This is a genomic window from Falsihalocynthiibacter arcticus (assembly GCF_000812665.2).
Classification (GTDB): domain Bacteria; phylum Pseudomonadota; class Alphaproteobacteria; order Rhodobacterales; family Rhodobacteraceae; genus Falsihalocynthiibacter; species Falsihalocynthiibacter arcticus.
The window spans coordinates 3,802,373-3,822,170 of sequence record NZ_CP014327.1 but is presented as its reverse complement, the minus strand read 5'-3'; the positions used below and the strand labels follow the sequence as shown (position 1 = coordinate 3,822,170).

Genomic DNA, 19,798 nt, shown 5'->3' with positions numbered 1-19,798 from the left:
CTTGGTGGCGCGGGCAGCCGTGTAGAATGCTAAAAGCATGTCCAACATTCACGAACTTAGCGCAATACGGCGCGTTTAACCCGTGGTCTGCCGATTCCAAAAACCAGAAAATCCGTGAGGGGTGATCCAATGCGATCCTACTTCGACAACTTTATTTCAACCAATCTAACCCTCTTTGCCACGGCTTTCATCTTCGTGATCGGAATTGGCGTTTTAGTCGTCGTCACAATGTTCGTCATCGACATCTCGCAATCAAAAGACGCTGTGCGCCGCAATTACCCCGTTTTGGGCCGCTTCAGATCGCTATTTACGACGCTGGGCGAATTCTTTCGCCAGTACTTCTTTGCAATGGACCGCGAAGAGATGCCGTTCAACCGCGCTGAACGCGACTGGATCGGTCGTGCTTCCAAAGGTAAGGACAACACGGTCGCGTTCGGATCAAGTATGGTCCTGACGGCCCCGGGAACGCCAATTTTTGTGAACTGTCCTTATCCCACATTGGACGACGACGCGGTCGAGGTGCAGCCCTTACGGATTGGATCGGGTTGTCCCAAACCCTATGATGCACAGTCATTCTTTAACATCTCTGCGATGAGTTATGGAGCGCTTTCCACCCCTGCTGTCAGAGCCCTGTCAGCAGGGGCGAAACTGGCCGGATGCTGGATGAATACCGGCGAGGGCGGGCTGTCCTCCTATCATCTTGAAGGCGGCGCAGACATCATCTTCCAGATTGGCACTGCGAAATACGGTGTGCGTGACGAAGACGGAAATTTGTCCGACGACAAACTGCGCGAGATTGCGGCACACGATCAGGTCAAGATGTTCGAATTGAAGATGAGCCAAGGCGCGAAACCCGGAAAGGGCGGTATCCTGCCGGGCATTAAGGTGAATGCAGAAATCGCAGCCATTAGGGGGATACCAGAAGGCGAGGATTCAATTTCCCCGAACCGTCACCCCGAGATCAACGACGCGGGTTCCATGCTTGATATGATCAACCACATTCGCGATGTCACCGGAAAACCAGTTGGTTTCAAGGCGGTCGTGGGGAGCTACAGTTGGTTGACTGAACTGGCCAAAGAAATCCAAGGTCGCGGTATCGCATCTGCACCTGATTTTGTGACGATCGATAGTGGTGACGGCGGAACGGGGGCGGCACCGATGCCGTTGATGGATAACGTCGGTTTGGTCATCAAAGAGTCCCTGCCGCTGGTTGTGGATATCCTGACAGAATACGGCCTGCGCGACCGAATTAAGGTCATCGCATCCGGCAAATTGGTAACGCCGTCCGAAGTCGCTTGGGCCCTCGCCGTGGGCGCTGATTTCATTAATTCCGCACGCGGTTTCATGTTCTCGCTGGGGTGCATCCAGTCACTTAAGTGCAACAAGAATACCTGCCCGACAGGAATTACGACAACAAACAAGCGGTTGCAAAAGGGGCTGAATCCGGAGGAAAAATCCATCAAAGTCGCTAATTTTTGCAAGAACCTTACCCACGAGGTCGAGGTCATCGCCCACTCATGCGGTGTCGGGCGGCCCCGGCTGCTTAAACGCAAACATGTGCGGATCGTCATACCGGATGGCACATCAATTCAGATGGAAGAACGCTTTCCGCAAAAGGAAGTTCTACCGGAGTACCGGCCCGAAACCGCAGCGTAGCGGGCGATCCCAGTTTGCCCTCTCGCTTTATGATGTACGACACAATAAAGGACGACACACCCATGATTGATCCCAAAGCCCAAACAATCAAAGCCTCCGATCTATTTGTAAAAGCGTTGGAAGCCGAAGGTGTTGAGCAAATCTTTGCTGTGCCGGGCGAGGAAAACCTTGATTTGGTGGAATCCTTGCGGACCTCAAGCATTAAACTGATCCTGACACGTCATGAACAAGGCGCTGGATTTATGGCCGCGACATACGGGCGGCTGACCGGCAAACCGGGCGTCTGCATGGTAACGCTGGGACCGGGGGCGACCAATTTAACCACGCCCGCTGCCTACGCCCATTTGGGCGGTTTCCCATTGATCATGATTACGGGGCAAAAGCCGATCAAGACATCCAAACAAGGCCAGTTCCAGATTATCGATATCGTCAATCTGTTCAACCCGATCTGCAAAATGTCCAAACAGATTGTGCACGGCAACACGATCCCGTCATTGGTCCGCGAAGCATTCCGGCTGGCAAGCGAGGAACGCCCCGGTGCGGTGTTGTTGGAACTACCCGAAGACATCGCCGAAGAACCTTGCGATGCCCCTGTGATTGAACCGCACGCACGTCACTACGCCGAAGCTGGCGACGTCGCAATTTCGGATGCCGTGGACCTTATCATGAAGGCAAAGATGCCGTTGATCCTGGTAGGTGCCGGGGCCAATCGCAAAAATGCGCGCAGTGCGATTTCTGAGTTTATCGACGCGACCGGCATTCCGTTCTTTTGCACGCAAATGGGCAAAGGCGTGGTCGACGAACGTTCCGAATTGTTCCTTGGCACGGCTGCCTTGTCCGACAACGACTACGTGCATTGCGCCATTAATCGGGCTGACCTGATTATCAATTTTGGCCATGATGTGGTCGAAAAGCCCCCGTTTTTCATGGAGGCCGGAGGCAAAAAGGTTATCCACGTCAATTACAAATCCGCGCAGGTTGATCAGGTCTATTTTCCGCAGATCGAAGTGGTCGGCGATTTGGCCGCATCCGTGACAAAACTGAAAACAGCGCTGGATGGCCGTGTGAAGTGCGACACGTCCTATTTTGAAAAAGTTCACGCCGAGATTGAAGGTCACCTTGCTGAAGGCATCGACGATGCACGTTTTCCGGTCACGCCGCAGCGCTTTGTCGCGGACACCCGAAAGGCGATGGGCGACAAGGATATCATCGCGCTGGATAACGGAATCTACAAAATTTGGTACGCGCGCAACTATAAAGCCTATGAACCCAATACTGTCCTGTTGGACAACGCTCTCGCCACGATGGGGGCGGGATTGCCCTCCGCGATGGCGGCGGCGGCGCTCCACCCTGACCGCCGTGTCATGGCAATTTGCGGCGATGGTGGCTTCATGATGAACAGCCAGGAGCTGGAAACCGCCATCCGCATGAAGCTCAACCTTGTTGTACTGGTGCTGAATGACAGTTCCTACGGGATGATCCGCTGGAAGCAGGCCGCGTCAGGTTTTGAGGATTGGGGGCTGGAATTCGAAAACCCCGATTTCGTCAAATACGCCGAAAGCTATGGCGCGACGGGGCACCGGATCACGGCGACCGATGATCTCTTGCCTACGTTTGAAAAAGCGTTTGAAGCGGGCGGTGTACATCTGATTGATTTGCCCGTCGACTATTCGGAAAACCAGAAGGTTCTGATCGATGAACTGGCTGAAAAGGCTTGCCTGATATGACCAGAACCCTCGAAGTTGTGAACCCGTTCGATTTGAATGTCATTGGTTCCGTGCCGCTTAAGGGGTGGGATGAGATAGACAGTTATCTCTCCACGGCCACCCAACTGCATAAAAACCGCAAGGGGTGGCTGCCAGCGCATCACAGGATTGAAATTCTTAGGAAAACGGCTGTTCTCATGCAGGACCGGTTCGAAAACCTCGCATTCCAGATCGCGAATGAAGGTGGCAAGCCGCTCGTGGATGCCCGCGTCGAAGTCACCCGCGCGATTGATGGCGTTGGACTGTGCATCAAGGAAATTGCCGGTTTGGCAGGCAAACAGATCCCGATGAATTTGACACAGGCGGGTGATGGCCGCACCGCATTCACACAACGCGAACCCATTGGTCCGGTCGTCGCCGTTTCCGCGTTCAATCACCCGTTAAACCTGATCGTGCACCAAGTCGCCCCAGCGATCGCGACGGGGTGCCCGGTGTTGGTCAAACCAGCGGATGACACGCCTCTGTCGTGCAAGGCATTTGTCGATATCCTGTATGAAGCAGGTCTGCCCGAGGAATGGTGCTGCTTTGTCCCTTGCGACATTCCAACGGCGGAAAAATTGGTGACTGATCCGCGTGTCGCCTTTTTCAGCTTTATTGGCTCGGCCAAGGTCGGCTGGATGCTAAAATCCAAATTGGCTCCCGGTACACGATGCGCCCTCGAACACGGCGGCGCGGCATCCGTTATCATTGATAGTAGCGCCGATATCGAGGCGATGATCCCAAGTCTTGTGAAAGGCGGCTTTTATCACTCGGGGCAGGTTTGCGTGTCGGTTCAACGCGTTATGGCGCCAAAGGGAATGGCGGATGATATTGCGCAATTGCTGGCGGATGCGGCGTCAAAACTGTGTGTTGGCAATGCGATAGACGAACAAACGGATGCTGGCCCTCTGATCCGCCCACACGAAGTAGATCGCGTTTCGAATTGGGTCGCCGAGGCAAAACAGGCAGGTGCCAAAATCCTGACGGGAGGCGATAAGCTGGGGGCAACAACCTATGCGCCCACCGTTCTTTTGCGCCCACCTCTGGATATCAAAGTCTCGCGACAGGAAATCTTTGGTCCTGTCGTGTGCGTTTACGAGCATGACACAATCGACGACTCCATTTCGCAAGCCAATGATCTTCCCTTTGCATTTCAGGCATCGATTTATTCCAACAACCTCGACATGGCGATGAAGGCCATAGAACAGCTGGACGCAACTGCGGTCATGGTAAATGATCACACGGCATTTCGCGTCGATTGGATGCCGTTCGCGGGCCGCAAACAATCCGGCTACGGCATAGGCGGTATCGGCTACACGATGCACGACATGACGCAGGAAAAAATGGCGGTCATAAAAGTCTGAACGGATAGCAAAGTCTTGCGCCATACAAATTCCGTCTCCTATCCAAGCTGATGTTTGCATGAATGGCAGATTCACCGTTGGGATGCGGCACGAAGATTCTCGCTTACACAGCATTCGGGACACTGCGTGCGCTCGCAGCGAGAATACCGAATTTACAGGTTGGGCTCCTTCCAGACCTTAGCTGTTTTTGCACATCTTGTGATATGGGCGGTCAATGCTGCCTGCATGTAAATATGCCCTGCCAGATAATAGAAGTAGCCGAAAATGACCGCTGCGCAACGTGAAGCGCGTCTCAAAGCAAGGCTCTTCACTACCGATCCGATATATGCGTGCAGCGGTGCCAAAACGGCATTAACCAGACTGCGAAGAGAAGCATGACCCCGATGAGTGACAATGACCCAAAAGAAAGAAGGAACATGAGCTTGACCAAAACACCCAATTAGAGAAGCTGCCGTTGGCGAATGCTCACGATATTGCAGTGCAGTGTCTGATGCGGCACTTGGAAATGAAATCCGCTTTCCGCATTGCCGCGGCTCGCCCTCCGATTTGACGTCGATTTCGTGTGCAAACGCGGTGAATGTCGGCTTCGCATAGAGGTTACTATTCTCTGTCTGGGGGAATTGCCCATATTGTAGAGGTGGGCCCTCCGATGGTCCAGTTTGGGCGGGTACCCACGCAACTGAACCGAGTTTAATCGGCCCCTTCTCAATTCTCGTCCCACCCCTCCCAAACTTTTTTTGGTTTAATTTTTCTCGTTTGAGGAAGCGAACCCATGTCCTTGTCATGAAACAAAACATGACAAATCTACGCGCGGCTGCGCGCATCACATCAAACCTCCCGACACTTTCGCAATCACAAATTGCGAAGCGGTGGCAGATGGATGCTGACACAGTCAGAAATATCATCCGGAAACACCACCTATCACCTGTCCCCGCGCCCTGGAAGCGCGCGCGTTACAGCATACTTGATATCTGGCGGGTTGAGGGGGTCTCCCACGCCTCCGCCTTAGATCTGTCGCAGCACAGCGATCTTCTTGAACCTCTCGCCACGGCGAATGACCTCGCAAAGCTTTACAACTGCACGCCGGCCACCATTCGCAATTGGGCGCGCGAAAGTGTCCTGCCAAGCTTCCGGCTGGGAGGGTCCGTACGGTTTCACATGTTCGCAATTCAGGAGGTTCTGAGTGAGTTTTGAGGTGCCAAAAACCGAATTCCGCGTCTTGGACCGAACCGAAAAAAGTGAGGCAAAGGTCCACAGAGTGTCATTTATCGACTCTTTGCGGTCCTTTTCCTCACTTCGTGTTTCGAATGCCGAAATTCGAAAAAAGGACCTCAAATCGCATCCAAGAAATCTAAAGCCATCAACCTAAATCTCTTCGGGTCAGGTCGACCCGCTTCGCAAACAAAAACAAGGAGCGAACTCAAATATGAACTTACTACAAGCTGTCGAAACTCTGGACGCGGGCGACTTGCCCTACTCGCCGGCAAATGCCGCCAAGGTGCGCGGTTCAGCCCGCAAATGTGCCCGTCTGCCAGGCTATAACTGTGACCTCTCGCGGATTTCCGTCGATGCGGATGTCTTTGCGGATCGCTGGCGGCGCCACATGCAAAATAAAGATGCGCCGGAAGGATTTAAATCTTTCAAGCAATTCTCAGCATGGCATTCGAATGTAAAAAGCCTGATGGATCACGTATCCGGCAAGCGTCGCGAGCGCGATCTCCTGCTCAACATTGAGGATGACTGGTCTCTGTTGTTGGAGGCACTATCGGCGCAGATCAATCCGGCCCGTAAAGGCACGGGCATCCAGCACCCTGACTTTGTGGCCGTGACTGTATTGCGGAACTTCGCGCGGGAGCACAACCGCCAGCCGCATCAGCTGACGGCGGGCTTGATCCATTCATGGATGCAGACTGCCACGGCCAGCCAGCGGTCGGCGATGCGCAATGCGACGAAGATCATTAACAAACTGCTGGATCTGGATCACGATCTTCCGGCTGGCCTTCTTCCGGGAGCAATCGAGGAGATCCCGATGGTCACCAAACAACGGATATCACCGGCTCTTCCACCAAAACTGAAACAGGCAATATCGGACATGGAGGCCGATTTGCGCCAGGGCGTCCCCTATGGCGGCTTGCTCAAAAATAAACTCAGGGATCCGTGTAGCGAGGGTACCGTAAAAGCCGCGCGTAACGTTGCAAACTGGTTCTACTCCTGCATGGTTGAGCTCGACTTCCTGAGCCTCGACGAGGATCCTGACCCCAAGGAGTTTGCCACCTTGGGCCATATTCTGGCGGCATTCGAATCGGAAGTAGCGGGTGGCTACTACTGGAAGCCACTTGAAAAAACGACGGTTCGCAAAAACTTGGAAGGTACGTTCCGCTTCCTGCGGCGTTTTAATCCCGAGCTGAAACTTGAACAAACAGAGTTCTTTCAGGCCACGTATTTCCAGAATTGGGATGGCATGACAGCGAACAATCAAGCTTTCTGCAAACGTCTGCTGAAATCGGATGTTCGCAAAGCCAAGTTCTTTTCATTAGCGCGCCTTTTCCATGAAAAGGCTGCACCTATGATTGCCGACTATGACATGCTGCCGCATAACCAGAAAGCGCAAGCGGCACATTGGGCATTGGCCGCTGCCGCGGCGGCGGTGCTGACGTTCCTTCCAGTTCGTGCAGATACGGTAATACAATTGACCGTCGAGGGGCCGGATGCGCATGTCAGACTGCCTGAACGCACCAAATTGGTAAGTTTTGCGCTGCCGCGAGACATCATCAAGAACAACAAACCCCTCACGGCGGAGATTGCGCGGCGTGGGGCTGTCGATCCGCGTGCAATTCTGGAATGGTGGCTCAAGGCTGCGCGGCCTGTCGTTATGGGGCGGCTGCAAAATTCGGATCCGACACTTCTGTTGGGAGGGGCTGGCTATTCACGGCTAAACGTGGCCTGGCGCTTCGCTACCGCCTCGGTCGATCACTACATGAACCTCCATCAGGTGCGCCATGCGATCGCGTCGATCCTTTGGAATGAGCCTGGATCGGACATCAATGTGATTGCCGCCCTTCTGGGCGATCACCCGGAAACCGTGGCCCGCACCTATGCCTTCCTTGATGTCGCAGCGCAGGTTCAACGCGGTATGGATGGCATGACATCTGTAAATGCTGCGCTCGAGAAAGCGGTGCGGCTATGAAGTTCGATATAAGTGAGACACACCTGCCCACCAAGATGCGTCGTTTTTTGGCGGATATCGACACCGGGCGCGCCCATTGCGCTCCGGCGCTACAAAAGAGGCGAGACAATGCATCATCCGCCCTACGCTGTCTCGCCGAGACCGCACAAATGAACAGACTTCCCATGACCCTATCTGCTGAAACAGCGGAGGCGATGATCCAGCGTCTTCAAGCAGCGAATTGGACGCCATCGTCAATATCCGGTTTCAAAACACTTCTGCGTCACTACGCCTATGAAACGGAAGAAGGCGTAGATTGGGCGCTGGAAAGTGGCGCAACTGACCGACGGCCGGTGGAACTGGTCCTGCGCGCGCCTCACTGGGGACCGTATCGCGCAATGCTGCCGATGCTTCTTGAGGAAGATATCAGTGCGCGTGAAATTCGGCTGGCGGATCGCTGGTTGCGGCATCGCAATAAGGTGACGCATCTGTCTTTAGAACATGCTGCGGAGTTTCGCGCCGATCCAGGTAACTTTCGTGGATTGGCAGCATTCATGACTGCGATTGACCCGGGAAACCCGGACACCCGGATTCTTCAGGCGGCTCAGCGTAAGCGGCGCAGCACCGCCAAGGGCGTGAAGCACAAGCCAGCGTATGGTGATCTACCGGAACCCTTTCTTTCGCAAATGAAAGCCATAAGCCGCACACCGCGAGAACTCGGCGGTTATTCTCAATCGCGCATAAAAGTGATGGGGAGCGCCATTCGGCGCCTGCTGCGTTCCGCGAAACAACATGAATTGGAGCTCGCGCTCACTATGGAAACCGCGACGGCCTTTGCCGAAGATTTGGTTGCGAGCGATCTCACGCTGATCTCCGCAGCTGGTTATTGCGATTTTCTCGGGTATTTTGCCAAGCGCGCAGGATACGCCGCCGAGATCGGGAATGCTTTGGTGGAAACTCATTGGGCGCTCAAGAAAGAGGCCAAACCGGATCTGAAGCGTAAGGAAATCAAACTGGCGCGTGTGCCGATCGATTTGATTGATCTGGCCAAAACAGCGCGCGTGCTTCTTGAGCAGGCTCCTTTGGAAAACGACATCCGAAACCGCAGGCGTGACTACACTCTGGCTGGCGCCATCGCTCTTCTTTGCAAATTGCCCATTCGGGCCCTGGACTTGCGTCAGGGCAAGATAGGGAGAGAGTTCAGTCGCAATAGTGAGGGCTGGCGCGTCGACTTGGAAACCTCCAAGACCGGCACGCGGATAACCGGTCGGTTAGCGGATTGCCTGACACCTTTCCTCGATGCCACATTATTGATGGACACGGACCCGGCATACCTTTGGAAGATCTACGATCAACGCGTCGGCACCGCACTCTTTGCCAACCCTGCACGCGATTGGAAATGCTATGAGCGTGAATGGTTGCGCCGTAATATGACCGAGCACACGGGCCATAGTGCCCACATCGTTCGCACGTTGATCTACGATTACTGTACCCTTGATGACCGTCTCGATGCGAAAGTGGCACAAGCACTCGTCGGGCATGCGCATGCGACAAGCAAGAAGTTCTATGAGGTAAACGCCGACCGGTATCGCAGGGCACAGGCCTTCAAGAACCTGAGTGCGATCGAGAAATCCCTACAGGGGTAACAGCGGGCAGCATCGAACACGTTTCATCGTGGAGGCAAATGCAATGTGATTAAGTATGCGATCCGCTCGCTATTTGCATGCGAGGATCGAGGGGGACGGAAAGTATGAAAGGAATATGGCAGTTCATTTTTTGTTTCTCGCTGCCTCTTTGTGAGCAGCAAGAAAACAAAAAACGACCTGCCGAAAAGAGTAAGGGATACCCCGCGTGGTCTGAGAGAAAGGCCCATACCGCGCGCTTGAGCCGTCAATAGGGCGGCATTAAAAAGAGACATTCCAAATGTTTGATTACCGTCAAAATGCGGACCTGTGTGCCGTAAATCGCTTCCTGCAAGATAATTGGGAGGTCATCGGGGCCGCATCATTTATTCTCGGCGGCCAACGGGCGTTCAACCGGTCTAAAAATCTGCTCGAAGATGTTTGCGCGGGTACGGTTTTAACACGCCAGTTGAAACGTGAACTACAGACCCTCCATGATCTCCTGAGCTTGCGCCACGTCACTGATCCTGAAAACAGAAAATGCGGATATCTCGTCGATAGCGACCTTGCGGATCCTGTTGTCGAAGGCATTTTCTTACTCAAATACGGGCTCCATGGCATTCTCACGCAGATCGATGCGGAGCACGAATTGCCGCCCAAGGACCATCACCTCGCGGCCTGATACGAGCCAAGCCGAGTTTGGTCTATGCGGCGATTCCGCAAGAGGAAACGCTGCAATGAACCCGCGTTTTATAGTCGAAATCAATGGAAATCTGCGTGCAGTCGGCCCGCACGCCTCAATAGGAAATGGGGATTGATGCGAACTTTTCTGCGTATTCTTCTTGGTGAGAATGCGCAGAAAAGCTCTGTCAGCCCCCAGAAAAAAGGAAGCAAGATGACATGAAACAGAACCCGACACCCCGCCTGAGCCTCTTGTCCGTCACACCACGAAAACCAAAAGGAGTTTCAAATGACGTATCAAGAAACCACAGCAATCAAAGGATTGTGCTCATTCCTCACCCATAATTACGAACCGCTGCGAAACGCAGCCTTTCTATTGGGGGGAGGCCCTGCGCTGCGGCGCATTCAGTCTTTGTGCGATGATCTCAGATCGAACCAGACATTGACCCGAAGTTCAAAACGTAACTTGGTTGAGTTACACAAGGTTCTGTCTTTGTATTACGTCGCGGATCCGGAAAGGCTGGAACACGGTCTTTTTGCCAGAATCGACCCATACGATCCGGTGGTCGAAGAGATATGTCTCTTAACCGATGGGCTGATGGATCATATGCGCGCTATCGATAACGCTTCGAATGCGCCTGTCTTCCATTTCGACATGGCAGCGTGAAGGAGGCCTCGATGCATTATAGCTCCGAAAGGCAAATAGAAACTCAACTCGATAATTTGAGGCTGGGTGTATCCATGCCGCCGTTCCTGTCGTGCGTTCTTGGTCTCATCGGCCCCATGGCGACCGAGATGGTCGTGTAAGCTGCAAGACCGCGTACCGCTGGCCCATACGCGGGCAGGGGGAAAAGAATAATAATTGAGACTGTCAGTATATTTTGTATTTCTCGCGGCCTCTTTGTGAGCCGCAAGAAAACAAAAAATGACCTGCCGAATACGAGTAAATGACACCCCGCGAGGTACAAAGGAGAACCCGTGCCGGGGTGCTTGAGCCGCCAATTGGGCGGCATTGAAAAAGAGGATTTCCGCATGAATCGGAAACAACTTCTCGCTGCGGTAAAGGCTTTTATCGCACAAAACGACATGGAATTGCAAAACGCGGTTCTGCTACTTGGTGGTTCCGTCGCTCTAATGCGACTGCAACGCTTTCGCCGCGCGCTCACGGCTCCGAACGGCAAGGTTCGGCTGCTCCGCGAGTTGAATTGGCTGCATGGGCTCCTGGGCCTCGAGCATGTCGCCGACTTCGATCGAGAGGAGGCTGGCTACTGTGCAATGATTGATCCAGAAGATCCGATCGTATGGCAAATCTGTCTTCTGACAGAGGCGGTGGGTGCCCTTATCGACGGCTATGAGCAAACCATGCCTGTGGGTGGTGAGCAAGCTGGTGAGGTGGCAGCGTGAGTAATATCCGACGCGAGGAGAGCCTCGAGGTGATGGTTGCGCGTGCAATTAACTCGGGTCAGGCATTTGGGAGAGATTATGCCCAATCTGGGCCGGTTCTGAAGAGCTACCATCGTCGTGCTCTTCTGCAGACCTTGGAGCGACTGGAGTGCGGGGAGGTCTTTGAGACGCAGGATGATGAATGCATCTCCGCTATGGGGTCAGCGCTCGTAAGCGCAGCCAATGACTTACGTCCAGGCTACGGAAATCGAGTCCTCGATGTCTGCAAGCATGAGGAATATCTGTTCAACAATGCGTTGGAAGACCTCCGCCGGTTTATCTTGCAATGGGAAAGTTTCGATTTTGTTCGTAAGCAAGCCCGGGCCAGAATAGCGGCGCGGCGATTGCTCGAAAATGTTAACGCAAATTTCTGAGCATTGTTGAGGAAGTCGCGGGTGAGCGGCTTCCTCAAAGAGGCGACGATTAGGGTTCCAGTCGATAAAGCCGCACTGGGCTACCTTTGGCACGGGCGATAATGCCCTTGGCTTCAAGATCAAGCTGCACGGCTTTCAACCACCAACGGGGCGATCACAGAGGATGTTGTACTTCAGTACCTGGAAAATCACATCCGTAATCCTACCGTCGCCAGACGGTAGTCGTTTAGTCAATTGTGTTGATTCCTTAGGGTGAGGGCGGATCGTTCACGCTCTGAACTCGGCCATTCAAGGGGGTGTTGGAGCGGTTTCAGTTGGTACAACCCGAGCATTAGAATACGGGCCGCAAAACGCAAAATAGGCGCGTGAGGCTTGGATTAGTTCCGCAGAGTGTCTCAATGAACATGTCGAAGCGTGTGTGGCCAGAATTTGTTTTTTTGACGTGGTTCCCCCCGCACCGACTCTCGTGCCCGATTTGTTGTATACGGCGGAGAACTCGAAAAAACCTATTTGATCACCCTCAGGCCGTTCACGCTCACCACGTTCTCCAGCTCATTGAGCTGCTGACCCTCGAAAGGACTTCGGATGCCAGAAAGATCATAGCTAAGTCCGCAGACGGCGGTAAATAGGGTGGAGATTGATATGCCATGTTGAGCATACGATTTTTCACCTTCATCTAAGGCTTCATGCCCCAAAAGACGTCGCTTTGCGTATCCAGGAACTCCGTTGTCCATCAATTGATGGTGGACGGTCGTGCGCAAGGCATGGAAATCCAGTCCGCGCCAATACACATTGTTCTTCTGTCGGTACTTCGTGAACTCTTTGGTGAATAATTCGGAATAGGTTTCTTTTGTTTTGCCACGTTCAAGCTCGGGGAACAGGCGTGGTTCGCCTTCTTGACGGCGCAGAGCTACAAGTTCCAACAAGCCGAGCCTGATGAGCTCCGGATGGACGGGAATGGATCTCACGCCAGCGCACGACTTAATACTTTGGCCGGGCCCGTTTTGCAGTCGATAGACGCATGCCGGGGATCAACCAAGTCGACCGCAACACCATCTAAGCTGATCTCATTAGGTAAACCGATCAAGGCTTGTCTGTTTACATACTACCCACAGGGAATGACGGGACCGTGCTCTCCAAAAGGAGCGCTAGTGGTCCTTGGTGCGCCGCGCGGATTTTTTTCAAAAAAAAAGCCGCGAGCCCCTGCCTAAGAGTGACTGACATTGGTTGGATGGTGGTTTCGGTTAAACACAAATGTTAGAATTTTCGTTTTAGATGTGAAAAAGCCTACTCGTATCAGACATGGCCTAAAGACGACCAAAACCCTTCTGCCAGAGGGGACAGCCTTGCTTGAGGCCTTATCAGTGTGATCAAGAGGTCAAGTAGCCATTCGGTACCTTCAAGTGGCATCAGTTTACCTGCGGCAATATCTTCGGACACAAGCCGCATTGGAAGCCAGGCGATCCCTTTGCCCTCAATAGCCATTGTTCGCAATGCCATGGCAACATGCGAGGTGAAAACGGGGCGTAGGTTCAGACGTGCGAGCTTTTCACCGAGACCTGCGCTCAGAATTCGCCCGAGGCCAGAGCGTTCGTCAAAACTTAAGAGCTGGATGTCAGCTTTGGAAGTATGCAATAGCGTGGTGCCATAAACATCAGGGGCGGCAACTGGCAAAGGCTGATCGGTCGCGATGGTACGCCTGCGAAAGCGGTCGCCATTGATTGTCATTTCCGCGGCCGGATGCGTGTGGCACAGTAAGAAATGCGCGCTGCCCTCCTGCATGATCTGCTCACAAGCCTCCATATTGTCTGCGAGCAAATGCACGCCAACACCGCCACCAGTCCGGCTAAACCATTCGGGAAAAAACGTAAAGGAAAGCGCCTGCGTCGAGGCGAAGATCAGGGTCTTGGCGACTGTTTCAATACTGCCTAATTCACGTTGCAATTGATGTATTTTGCGCAACATATCCTGCGCGGCATCTTGTACTAGAACGCCCGCATCGGTCAGGGCTAAGAGCAACGCCCCCAACGCAGTCATCATGCACCTCTGACACCAAGAACAGGTGTTCAGGGATGTCATCGAAGGCGGCAATCACAACACGCATTCCGCTTTGGAGGGGAAGGGCTGGTTTGGGGTTCATTGTCATTGCGCGACCCTCCGAAGCAGCAGGTCAGGGAGGAAGAAACCCAGGGTCAGGCTGAGAGGGAGCGGGAAGGGAATGGGCTTGAGGATGTCAGGCAGTCCCGCCAGCACGATCAAGGCTCCCACCAGGATTTGCGGGACGCTTATGCGATAGTCGGTTTTGGTCTTGAGGCCCCAATTGAGGCCAAGGCGGAAGGCAGTGCTTCCAAGGGTGAGGAGGGTAAAGGTCGAGAGCATCTATATAATCTCCATGAGGTTTTTATATAGATGCTTGATATATCTCAGTTTTTATGGATGTCGGGTCGGGGTTTTGATACCCGTGAGGCTATAACCGGTGTTAGAGAAATAAAACAGAAATGGTTTGGATCTGGCCATTTTCAGTAACAGCTGTGCGACGCCGCACTGTGTGGCCTTGTCGAGTGACTCGCTTACGTTGATTAGTTGTTCAGATTGAGACGGGCCCAGGAAAAGGGTGGAATAATTGCCGCCGGAGTATTCGACAATAATGCGGACCAGTTGGTCTACGTTATTGCTTTAACTGGGCCCTAAACGTTAAACTCTTTGGGGTGCCTTACTCTGACGGAACGTAATTAAGTGGATTGCCATCCTGCCCTGAGTTCACCATGTAATACTGTTCCTCACTGGTATCGTAGACCAAATAGGCATCCTGTCCGGCAGGTTTAGTCTGTGCCCCCCATGGCGCTTCGATGGTGATTTCTTCTGCGATGGCGAAACCGACGTCTGACATGGCGATCATTGGGACCGGGACGGTTTTTAGTGCCCCTACTACGCTTGGATCATTCGCTGCAAGTTTTTTGGCTAATTCTGGCACCATCTCTAGCCGCTCCACTAAACGGGCATTTTTCTCAGAAACCTCTTTAAGGGAGACTGTTTTATAGCTGTCAGTAAATGTTTGAAGACCGATGATGTAAAAATCTGGGCCATCGCCTGTCATCTGCAATGCAACTATGCTTCCTACATTCTCTGCGAGATAGGCCGCGTCATAGCCCGTGGCATCAACAGAGCCAAGGTTGTTTTGGATAGCTTCTGGCAATTCCGTAAGATCAGCACTTTCAAGCCGCCAGCCTAAAATGGGTTGGTCTTTAACAAACATCCGCTCCGAAGGCGCGGCTTCGGTGATCCGCGTGGTAATATCGCTTTGCGTTTGGATTTGTGCAGTTACAGGGCTTGAGAATAACCCAAAACAGCATAGCGCGAATCCGCCAATTAGGTTTGTGAAGTGAACCGGCTTAAACATTTTTGTTCTCCATATTGCGACCTTCCCAAAATAGAACGTCTTATCACGTTAATGTTTCTGTTTGTGGTGAGGGTCAAGTTTCATAATGAACTGCAAAATTACCTAAAGTATTAATGTACTCCTAGTCGTTCACGATACGAAAGTCTGTATTGATCCCATACGGGTCCCATATATGAGGAGGGGGAGACCCTATAGTTAATCTAATAGGACACCTCACTGGACCCTATCTTTCACCTAATACTATTCATTTAACTGTATGATTTATAATAATAAATACTATTTATTCATCAATACTACCCTCTATGATCACCAAACCTACCTATCAATGACCAGTGATATCTGCTGATATTCAGGAGCCCTCAACCGATACATCAGGGGCAAGCCCAACACGTCCTTTGAATACCACTTTCATCACCTCGGTTGCCTCCGCCTCATACCTTGGCTCCACCAAGATCGCATCATGAATGGGGAGGGCGAAGATATCCCTAGATTTGAGCTCCAACAGGACAGCCACCAGGATGTCGGCCTCTGTTCGCATCAACTGTAAGCCAACGCCTGTGCCAAAGAGGTGAACGATCGCGGGATGGCGTTGCCCAATGGCCGCTAGGGTGGCACTGAAGGACTTGCTGGCAGGGATGGTCTTGCGGATCCCTTTCGGCATACGGATCAGAGGCTTACTGGCGTTGATCGAGGCTTGAATGACCTTCTTGATCCCAGGACGGCATTCTTGCGCGAAGCCATACTCTGTCAGATCATAAAGATCACCCGTTGGCGGTGTCGCGCCAATTAAGCCATAGAGCAACAAAAGCCCTGCCTGACCGTAATCAAGCTCGACCAGGCTGTCATCATTGATCAAGAGGGTTTCCAACCGCGCATCATGCTTCATCCCTTGCCAAAAACCCTAAGATGCTCTTGGTGGATGCCCGTAGCATGCTCAAACCTATCGACGGGACGGGCAGGAACCGGACTTGTTCATTTGGCGAGAAGTCGAATTTTGGTATGCCCTATTTTCAAGACGAGTCCTTTGGGTGCCTTAAACGGGCCTTAAAGCTTTGAACTGCCAACTCGGTAGAAAACTGGACGCCTTCTATCTCACTATCAGACACCGTTATTTTGCTCGCACCGGCGGTGTCATCAACATTAATCGAGAACGCTGCGACTTTGGTCTGGTCGAAATCGTTCAGTTTGAGGCCAATGACTTGGCCACCGTCTGTTGAGTTCGGTTGTGGCCAACCGAACTCAAGTTGCTCTCCTCGCAAAAATAACAGCATAATTTCTAGCTGCAAAAACCAGAGTTGAGACCATTGGCGAATGATGCAATGAAAGCTCAGTAAAAACCGATTTCTTTTATGTCGACGTCTGCTTCGTGGTCTCGCCCAAAGGCCACTACGCCAATGGATTTTAAGCTGCTTGCCGAGGGATAGCGCGAAGAAAGCTACCAGACGGTTTGAAGTCGGAGAAAGGCAGCATGACTTCGTTCCAATCGTTGCTGACATCAAAACCGACTTGATAGTATTGCCACGGAAGGCGTGTTCCAGAAGTGCGAAGATGGATAAAGTACTCTTGATTATTGCCGCGCACGACGAGCCTCACGCCCTTGGCATCCTCTGGCGCTCCATCCGGTAGTTCCATGCGGATTTGGATGAAACCCCCGTTGTTTTCAGTGCTCACATTTCCAGTCATATGTGCGTGGACATCATCGTTCTCTGCAACAAACGACGCCTGCCCAAGGGAAACTCCGCCCATGACGCCATCCGTAAAAAATCCCCATCTTGTCTCTGGCTGTGACTTGAAATCTTCCAAAACGGTATATCCTGCCGTGGCCATCATGGGCGCAAAAAACACAAAGAATGCGACGGTATAACGCTTAAAGAAATGATTCATATTGGTCTTCCTACTCGGGGTGGTTTTATCAGTTAGGGTCGTTCTCAGAAATATCGCTCGGATGTTTATGATCACCATGGAATTGGGTTCCCAGCCCAATCTAAAAACTGTCCCGTCTCTCGTGGGGTTAAGCCGTCAATTACGTTCAATAAGTTTTTGGACGACACTGATGAGGAAACGGACGTGTGGGTTGTGTAATTTCGGGTGAATTCAGTCGCGACAGTGCCAGGATGAAGAGCAACACATATTGACCTTTTATGGGTGCGCGCCAACTCAATGGACGCTGTACGAATAAATTGGTTTAGGGCCGCTTTTGATGCTCGGTAAGAGTACCAGCCACCAAGATGATTGTCGCCGATCGACCCGACTCTCGCTGAGAGAACTGCAAAAACCGCCTTAGAATCCCGTGGTAATAAATGCGCGGTATGCTTGAGTATCACCATCGGACCAATTGAATTTACCGCGAACTGAAGAGCTGCAGTTTCGGCATCTAAAACCTTATAAGTTTTTTCCGGTCCTTGATCTCGCGGCGAAAGAGAACCTGTCGCGACTAAAATGGTATCAAACGTACCCTTAAGTCCTGTAGTGACACTTATTATGCTGGTTTCATCGGCTATATCGAGTCCGTTTTCTGTCCGCGACAGGCCTACAACGTCGCATCCCGTGCTCTCAAGCTCTTCTTTTAAGGCCTTCCCTATACCGCCAGATGAACCGATGATTAAAGCTCTGCTCATTGATGTCTTTCTCTTTTCTGAGGCCCGTTGAGTATAAAAATAGCCGCATTAGGAAGCGACACGATTGCCCCCTCCGAAAACAATGGCAAGAAAAATAAGTAAATTAACGCTATTGGATCTCGACTTCGTCATAGCGGTTTCCTTCACATAAATTTACGTCGAAAAATCACTACGCCTTCTGTTCGCCGCGTAAGTAAAGGAACGCCCTGACCGTAAGAGGCCTTGTAACCAAAAAGGCGCGATATACCCGCTCTAGGAGCCATGTAGCACCCGGGAAATCTGAACCTCTTGCAAGCCATTTCCACCTTGGCAGGCCGCGCCAGACTTCTTTAAATGCTTCAGCGCCAGACAGGAGTTGGTTCGACGAGGAAAGAACATGGAACCGCGCCATCGCTGTTTTATGTGGCAACAGATTTAGCTCACGAAACGCGTTGCTGTTTACGTCGATCGCCTCGAACGATCCCGCGTTATCGATGGTTTGGTAATAGCCTATTTCAGCAGAACACAGTGGGCAACTTCCATCAAAAAACACTTTTGTTTTGTTGGGGAGCGGATTGGAGGACTTCATCACGTCATGCAACCCGCCATATCTAAGCGTACTTCGGAACGATCTTGTAGGGTTGCTGAGAAGAGCTGCTCGCCCATCGTTGCAGAGACCGAAACGCCATCAAATTCGCTGTCCGATACGGTGATTTCACGCGCTCCCGTAGTGTCATCAACGTCGATTGTGAATGCCACAACTTTGTTAGGGCCAAAATTCTGTAGCTGAAGTGTAATAGATTGATCGCCGTCTGATACTTTTGGAATCGTTGAAAAATGTTCAGCCCCAGATGTGATTTCAAGGGGTTGAAAAACCTCCACTCCGGCCCCCGCGGCGGTCACGTCAAAAATCAGCCCAGCAGCCGCACCGGAAAGGTCAATTTTAATTACGGCGTTTTTGACCTGGCATGAACCTTCGTTCGTTAATACAAATTTGTCCTTCGGCGCCCCTTCGAGAAATTCCAAATGAATGTCAGCATAGGATTGCGAATCTGTGAGGCAAGCGAGTGTGAGAACGCAAAACAGTTTCATTTTGGGGTATCTCTCTAATTCTTAAGACGTGCAGAATAATAATGGCGGCCTCCTTTGGGGAAAAAAGGCCGCCATTTCGACGTGTTACTTGGGCAAAATAACTGCGTCGATAACGTGGATGACACCGTTTGAAGCTTCAATATCAGCGGAGACTACATTGGCTCCATTAACGGTTACGCCACCCTCAGTCATGATTGTGATGTCGCCGCCTTGGACGGTGGTCGCCATCATGTTGTTCGATAGATCGCCACTCATCACTTTTCCAGCGACAACGTGGTACGTCAGAACAGCAACGAGTTGATCTTTGTTCTCTGGCTTCAAGAGATTTTCAACAGTGCCTTCTGGAAGGGCAGCAAACGCTTCATCTGTTGGGGCAAATACAGTGAAAGGACCTTCACCTTTCAATGTGTCAACAAGTCCTGCTGCGCCAACGGCTGCGACCAATGTGTTGAATGATCCTGCTGCGACTGCTGTGTCTACGATGTCTTTTGAGTGACCATCGGCGAAAGCAAGATTGGCGGACGAAAGCATAGCTGCGGAAGTGATTGCGAAAAAAGTACGGCGGAACATAGGGTCTCTCCAAATTACAAAATTGACGCCAGCTAGCTGCTGGATAAAAGGTATACGGCCCCTAAGCGAGGTCGGATCACTTTTTAGG

The 19,798-nt window shown here is 52.1% G+C and carries 22 protein-coding genes and 2 pseudogenes; 12 read left to right on the top strand and 12 right to left on the bottom strand.

Annotated features, from left to right (window positions below; translation table 11 throughout):
- The first annotated feature begins 129 nt into the window (after positions 1–129).
- The 11 genes from RC74_RS18785 to RC74_RS18730 all read left to right on the top strand — a co-directional run bounded on the left by RC74_RS18785 (position 130) and on the right by RC74_RS18730 (position 12,051).
- Positions 130–1,656 (top strand): FMN-binding glutamate synthase family protein, encoded by a 1,527-nt coding sequence (locus tag RC74_RS18785; protein WP_052274978.1) that lies wholly within the window; start codon positions 130–132, stop codon positions 1,654–1,656.
- A 62-nt stretch (positions 1,657–1,718) separates the two neighbouring features.
- Positions 1,719–3,383 carry an acetolactate synthase large subunit gene (locus RC74_RS18780; protein ID WP_039003469.1) on the top strand — a complete coding sequence of 555 codons (1,665 nt, stop codon included), beginning with the start codon at positions 1,719–1,721 and terminating at the stop codon, positions 3,381–3,383.
- Positions 3,380–4,765 carry an aldehyde dehydrogenase family protein gene (locus RC74_RS18775; RefSeq protein WP_039003470.1) on the top strand — a complete coding sequence of 462 codons (1,386 nt, stop codon included), beginning with the start codon at positions 3,380–3,382 and terminating at the stop codon, positions 4,763–4,765. Before RC74_RS18780 ends, RC74_RS18775 begins: the two co-directional genes overlap by 4 nt.
- A 795-nt stretch (positions 4,766–5,560) precedes the next feature.
- Positions 5,561–5,959, top strand: coding sequence for a helix-turn-helix domain-containing protein (locus tag RC74_RS18765; RefSeq protein WP_169798757.1), 399 nt, complete (start codon positions 5,561–5,563; stop codon positions 5,957–5,959).
- Between the two features lie 409 nt (positions 5,960–6,368).
- Positions 6,369–7,952, top strand: a complete 1,584-nt coding sequence (locus tag RC74_RS18755; RefSeq protein ID WP_156477522.1) for a hypothetical protein — start codon at positions 6,369–6,371, stop codon at positions 7,950–7,952.
- A gap of 47 nt (positions 7,953–7,999) precedes the next feature.
- Positions 8,000–9,577 carry a hypothetical protein gene (locus RC74_RS18750; protein WP_156477521.1) on the top strand — a complete coding sequence of 526 codons (1,578 nt, stop codon included), beginning with the start codon at positions 8,000–8,002 and terminating at the stop codon, positions 9,575–9,577.
- Positions 9,578–9,854: 277 nt separating this feature from the next.
- The gene (locus RC74_RS18745) at positions 9,855–10,235 is read left to right on the top strand and encodes a hypothetical protein (RefSeq protein ID WP_062628358.1); all 381 of its coding nucleotides are present in this window, start codon (positions 9,855–9,857) and stop codon (positions 10,233–10,235) included.
- Positions 10,236–10,523: 288 nt separating this feature from the next.
- Positions 10,524–10,901 (top strand): hypothetical protein, encoded by a 378-nt coding sequence (locus RC74_RS18740; protein ID WP_062628357.1) that lies wholly within the window; start codon positions 10,524–10,526, stop codon positions 10,899–10,901.
- A gap of 11 nt (positions 10,902–10,912) precedes the next feature.
- Positions 10,913–11,041, top strand: coding sequence for a hypothetical protein (locus tag RC74_RS23430; RefSeq protein WP_257722129.1), 129 nt, complete (start codon positions 10,913–10,915; stop codon positions 11,039–11,041).
- 225 nt (positions 11,042–11,266) lie between these two features.
- Positions 11,267–11,638, top strand: coding sequence for a hypothetical protein (locus RC74_RS18735; protein WP_156477520.1), 372 nt, complete (start codon positions 11,267–11,269; stop codon positions 11,636–11,638).
- A gap of 32 nt (positions 11,639–11,670) precedes the next feature.
- On the top strand, positions 11,671–12,051 hold the full coding sequence (locus RC74_RS18730) for a hypothetical protein (protein ID WP_062628355.1): 381 nt from the start codon (positions 11,671–11,673) through the stop codon (positions 12,049–12,051).
- 49 nt (positions 12,052–12,100) lie between these two features.
- Here the strand turns inward: RC74_RS18730 and RC74_RS23790 are convergent.
- Positions 12,101–12,196: pseudogene (locus tag RC74_RS23790) on the bottom strand (DUF6958 family protein); the annotation flags it as partial.
- On the opposite strand from RC74_RS23790, the pseudogene RC74_RS23890 reads away from it, so the two are divergent.
- Positions 12,187–12,273, top strand: a pseudogene (locus RC74_RS23890) (IS200/IS605 family transposase); the annotation flags it as partial. The pseudogenes RC74_RS23790 and RC74_RS23890 sit on opposite strands and share 10 nt — an antisense overlap.
- A gap of 284 nt (positions 12,274–12,557) precedes the next feature.
- Here the strand turns inward: RC74_RS23890 and RC74_RS18725 are convergent.
- The 11 genes from RC74_RS18725 to RC74_RS18675 all read right to left on the bottom strand — a co-directional run bounded on the left by RC74_RS18725 (position 12,558) and on the right by RC74_RS18675 (position 19,710).
- The gene (locus tag RC74_RS18725; RefSeq protein WP_156477519.1) at positions 12,558–12,974 is read right to left on the bottom strand and encodes a site-specific integrase; all 417 of its coding nucleotides are present in this window, start codon (positions 12,972–12,974) and stop codon (positions 12,558–12,560) included.
- Between the two features lie 373 nt (positions 12,975–13,347).
- On the bottom strand, positions 13,348–14,091 hold the full coding sequence (locus RC74_RS18720; RefSeq protein ID WP_169798756.1) for a LysR substrate-binding domain-containing protein: 744 nt from the start codon (positions 14,089–14,091) through the stop codon (positions 13,348–13,350).
- A 102-nt stretch (positions 14,092–14,193) separates the two neighbouring features.
- A complete protein-coding gene (locus RC74_RS21935; protein ID WP_082802360.1) occupies positions 14,194–14,430 on the bottom strand; it encodes a hypothetical protein in 237 nt (78 codons plus the stop codon).
- Positions 14,431–14,764: 334 nt separating this feature from the next.
- Entirely contained in the window at positions 14,765–15,451 is a 687-nt protein-coding gene (locus RC74_RS18710; protein ID WP_062628354.1) for a hypothetical protein, read from the bottom strand.
- 349 nt (positions 15,452–15,800) lie between these two features.
- The gene (locus RC74_RS18705) at positions 15,801–16,337 is read right to left on the bottom strand and encodes a hypothetical protein (RefSeq protein ID WP_052275022.1); all 537 of its coding nucleotides are present in this window, start codon (positions 16,335–16,337) and stop codon (positions 15,801–15,803) included.
- 124 nt (positions 16,338–16,461) lie between these two features.
- Complete coding sequence (locus RC74_RS18700) at positions 16,462–16,722, bottom strand: hypothetical protein (protein ID WP_039003731.1); 261 nt, start codon at positions 16,720–16,722, stop codon at positions 16,462–16,464.
- Between the two features lie 130 nt (positions 16,723–16,852).
- On the bottom strand, positions 16,853–17,335 hold the full coding sequence (locus RC74_RS18695) for a CIA30 family protein (RefSeq protein WP_218918095.1): 483 nt from the start codon (positions 17,333–17,335) through the stop codon (positions 16,853–16,855).
- Positions 17,336–17,406: 71 nt separating this feature from the next.
- Positions 17,407–18,069 (bottom strand): SDR family NAD(P)-dependent oxidoreductase, encoded by a 663-nt coding sequence (locus RC74_RS18690; RefSeq protein ID WP_039003732.1) that lies wholly within the window; start codon positions 18,067–18,069, stop codon positions 17,407–17,409.
- 169 nt (positions 18,070–18,238) lie between these two features.
- Positions 18,239–18,640 carry a thiol-disulfide oxidoreductase DCC family protein gene (locus RC74_RS18685; protein ID WP_236940091.1) on the bottom strand — a complete coding sequence of 134 codons (402 nt, stop codon included), beginning with the start codon at positions 18,638–18,640 and terminating at the stop codon, positions 18,239–18,241.
- Positions 18,637–19,140 carry a hypothetical protein gene (locus tag RC74_RS18680; protein ID WP_052275023.1) on the bottom strand — a complete coding sequence of 168 codons (504 nt, stop codon included), beginning with the start codon at positions 19,138–19,140 and terminating at the stop codon, positions 18,637–18,639. Before RC74_RS18680 ends, RC74_RS18685 begins: the two co-directional genes overlap by 4 nt.
- A gap of 84 nt (positions 19,141–19,224) precedes the next feature.
- Entirely contained in the window at positions 19,225–19,710 is a 486-nt protein-coding gene (locus RC74_RS18675) for a fasciclin domain-containing protein (RefSeq protein WP_039003734.1), read from the bottom strand.
- Positions 19,711–19,798 lie beyond the last annotated feature (88 nt).

Bases quoted from the DNA above. Each gene is read 5' to 3' on its own strand.
- RC74_RS18785 (WP_052274978.1), top strand. From the start codon at position 130: ATGCGATCCTACTTCGACAACTTTATTTCAACCAATCTAACCCTCTTT.
- RC74_RS18780 (WP_039003469.1), top strand. From the start codon at position 1,719: ATGATTGATCCCAAAGCCCAAACAATCAAAGCCTCCGATCTATTTGTA.
- RC74_RS18775 (WP_039003470.1), top strand. From the start codon at position 3,380: ATGACCAGAACCCTCGAAGTTGTGAACCCGTTCGATTTGAATGTCATT.
- RC74_RS18765 (WP_169798757.1), top strand. From the start codon at position 5,561: ATGACAAATCTACGCGCGGCTGCGCGCATCACATCAAACCTCCCGACA.
- RC74_RS18755 (WP_156477522.1), top strand. From the start codon at position 6,369: ATGCAAAATAAAGATGCGCCGGAAGGATTTAAATCTTTCAAGCAATTC.
- RC74_RS18745 (WP_062628358.1), top strand. From the start codon at position 9,855: ATGTTTGATTACCGTCAAAATGCGGACCTGTGTGCCGTAAATCGCTTC.
- RC74_RS18740 (WP_062628357.1), top strand. From the start codon at position 10,524: ATGACGTATCAAGAAACCACAGCAATCAAAGGATTGTGCTCATTCCTC.
- RC74_RS23430 (WP_257722129.1), top strand. From the start codon at position 10,913: ATGCATTATAGCTCCGAAAGGCAAATAGAAACTCAACTCGATAATTTG.
- RC74_RS18735 (WP_156477520.1), top strand. From the start codon at position 11,267: ATGAATCGGAAACAACTTCTCGCTGCGGTAAAGGCTTTTATCGCACAA.
- RC74_RS18730 (WP_062628355.1), top strand. From the start codon at position 11,671: ATGGTTGCGCGTGCAATTAACTCGGGTCAGGCATTTGGGAGAGATTAT.
- RC74_RS18720 (WP_169798756.1), bottom strand. From the start codon at position 14,091: ATGATGACTGCGTTGGGGGCGTTGCTCTTAGCCCTGACCGATGCGGGC.
- RC74_RS21935 (WP_082802360.1), bottom strand. From the start codon at position 14,430: ATGCTCTCGACCTTTACCCTCCTCACCCTTGGAAGCACTGCCTTCCGC.
- RC74_RS18710 (WP_062628354.1), bottom strand. From the start codon at position 15,451: ATGTTTAAGCCGGTTCACTTCACAAACCTAATTGGCGGATTCGCGCTA.
- RC74_RS18705 (WP_052275022.1), bottom strand. From the start codon at position 16,337: ATGAAGCATGATGCGCGGTTGGAAACCCTCTTGATCAATGATGACAGC.
- RC74_RS18700 (WP_039003731.1), bottom strand. From the start codon at position 16,722: ATGCTGTTATTTTTGCGAGGAGAGCAACTTGAGTTCGGTTGGCCACAA.
- RC74_RS18695 (WP_218918095.1), bottom strand. From the start codon at position 17,335: ATGAATCATTTCTTTAAGCGTTATACCGTCGCATTCTTTGTGTTTTTT.
- RC74_RS18690 (WP_039003732.1), bottom strand. From the start codon at position 18,069: ATGAGCAGAGCTTTAATCATCGGTTCATCTGGCGGTATAGGGAAGGCC.
- RC74_RS18680 (WP_052275023.1), bottom strand. From the start codon at position 19,140: ATGAAACTGTTTTGCGTTCTCACACTCGCTTGCCTCACAGATTCGCAA.
- RC74_RS18675 (WP_039003734.1), bottom strand. From the start codon at position 19,710: ATGTTCCGCCGTACTTTTTTCGCAATCACTTCCGCAGCTATGCTTTCG.